A 2,748-nucleotide genomic window follows, 5' to 3' on the forward strand; every position below is an offset into this window, starting at 1 on the left:
GTACTTCTTTTAACTATTATTCCTACTGCTCCTTCTATAGTTAACCAAACTGGAGGATGCCAATGAAAGGCACCAGTTTTAAGTCCTAACCAACAAACTAAGGCACCGAGAATTAAAGTTATTATCATATCGAATATATCTTTAGAGTTCCAGAAAGAAAGCCCTATTAAACTTGTAGATATGCTTTCCATGCCCAAAGCCTCAGCTGCTGGTACTATAGCATTATTTAATAGAAGTTCTGGTCTGATTCCTATCACCAGCATAACCACACCTATTAAAGCCATAGATATTTGTAGTTTTGAAGACCCTCTATCTTCGATTTTTAACTTTGTAGTTTCTCCAAAGAATGTAAGATAATATAGCTTACTAAAGGATGCAGCTGTTCCAACACCTACAAGAGAAAATAGCCTTTCTACCCATATTAGCCATGATGTTCCTGTTTCAGCAGCTAAGCTAACCCCATGGTGCAATAGAGACTTACTAGCATATCCATTCAGTCCGGGTGCACCAGTGATTCCTAAAACAGCTAATAACATAAGTATAGCAGTTATGGGAAAACGGCGCCAAAGTCCGCCTAATTTATAAAGGTCCGTCTCTCCTGTATGAAGGTATATTACACCAACACCTAAAAATAGAGCAACCTTAAAGAGGGCATGGTTAATTATATGATAGATTGAACCTGATAATCCCAATCCTCCATTTGATCCTAGATAAAGTGCAATACCTAAACCCAAGATAATATAACCCATTTGACTAACACTATGATAAGCTAAAAGTTTTTTCGCATTGCTTTGAATCAAAGCAGCTAAAACACCCAATAACATAGTAAGAGTTCCTAAAATAATAATACCAGTTCCTAACCAAGTCATCCCAGCTCCTAGTTTAACACCCCAGCCAGCAAACTCACCTGTTCTTATAAGGCCATATGCTCCTACCTTAATAATAAGTCCAGATAAAAGTGCACTACCAGGTGTAGGTGCTACTGAATGGGCGTGAGGTAGCCAAAGATGCAGCGGTACCATACCAGCCTTAATTCCAAATCCCGCTAGAAATATAGCTATGCTCCAAGCAAACAGCTTAGGATTTAAGGATGTAACCATTTCTGAGCCAATTTTAGGAAGTACATCTGTAGCTGATCCCATCACAGCAATTCCTAGTGCTACCAAGAGACCACCAACTATACTAAAGAACAAGTAAAAATATCCCGCCTTAATTGCACCTTTATCCCATCTATGAATAACCCAAAAATATGAAGCGATAGTCATTAACTCAAAAAACAGTAACATTGTTAATAAACTACCGGCTAAAAATATGCCTAAAACTGCGGACAAAGTAAGCAATGTGCACAGCTGAAAAATCAATTCTTTACCTTCGTATTCCATATATTTAGGCGAATATATAGAAACTACAACCCAAAGAAAAGCTGCTAATATAACAAATATAGCAGATAAAGCATCAGCATGAAAAGTCATAACAAAGGGACCGGACATCGCTATACTATAATTTAATGGCGTTCCTCCAAAAACATCTTTCAATCCAAAGATAGCTAGTAAAAAAACAGCTAAGCTAAATATAAAAGGTGTTTTTCTAGATTGATTCTTCATAAATAAAAGAATTAATGCCCCTATGAGTGGAATAGCCATAAGCATTACAAGTAACATAAATTTACATCTCCTTTTTAAAAGAACGAATTGACAACAGCCTCAACTCCAGGCCAAACTATTCCAGGCCACAAGCCTATCAAAAGTGAAATTGTAGATAATATCATTGTAGGAACAAGCATAAGTTTTAAGCTAGTTCCTTTTTCCATATCCTTTTCAACCCTTTTCCCACGAAAGGCATCAACAATAACCGGTATAAAGCACACGGCATTGACGATACCACTTATAACCAATACAAGGGCAAGAGGCCATCTTCCACTTTCTACACTACCTTTCATCAAATAATACTTTCCCCAAAATGTGTTCAAAGGAAGCATTCCGATCATTCCAATAGCAGCAATGCTAAATGAAACCATGGTTTTTGGTAGAAGCCAGCCTACTCCACCAAGTCTACTTATATCTGTTTCACCTGTCTGTTCAGAAATAATTCCTGCACAAAAGAAAAGACTAACCTTCAAGGTAGAATAGCTAATCATATGCATTATTGCACCAGCTAATCCCCAAGGTTGAAGGGTGAAAACACCTAGTAATATGTAGGAAAGGTGACTAATAGTCTGATAAGCCAATCTACGTTTTAAAACATCTTGACGAGCAGCAATTATAACTCCCATCAAAATAGTAAATCCTATAACCCAAGGCATAATTTTACTAAGAGGCAACTGACTAACAAGTTCATATCCAAATACTGAATAAACAACTCTTACAATTCCATACGCTCCTGAATAAACTACTGCTACTGCGTGAAGCAGGGCACTGACAGGAGTCGGTGCTGCCATTGCTCCCGGTAACCATCTATGCAGTGGCATTATAGCTGCCTTTACACCAAATCCTATTATGAACAAAGCTAAAAGCCAGTTAAGCCCTTGGCCATTAAACCCAGCTAAAATAGCATCTCCAGAAAAATCAAGGTTTCCTGTCCAACTATAAGTGATTACCATAGCAATCAAAATAGCTCCTGCTCCAGAAAGACTGTATAGTATATATTTTGATCCAGCCTTTATTGCCTTAGGTGAACGTTCATGGATAACTAAAGGATAAGTAACAAAGGTTAATACTTCATAAAATAAATATAAAGCGATAAGGTTTC

Annotated in this window: 2 protein-coding genes; both read right to left on the reverse strand. The window is 37.3% G+C overall.

Annotated features, from left to right (window positions below):
- Window positions 1–1,661 (reverse strand): complex I subunit 5 family protein (locus ACTHW2_RS06595; protein ID WP_442263180.1); only part of this gene is annotated, 1,661 nt, incomplete at its 3' end.
- Window positions 1,662–1,678: 17 nt separating this feature from the next.
- Window positions 1,679–2,748: complex I subunit 5 family protein (locus ACTHW2_RS06600; protein WP_442263181.1), on the reverse strand; the 1,070-nt coding region annotated here is incomplete at its 5' end.

It is taken from the genome of Tissierella sp., from assembly GCF_052089545.1.
Taxonomy (GTDB): domain Bacteria; phylum Bacillota; class Clostridia; order Tissierellales; family Tissierellaceae; genus Tissierella_A.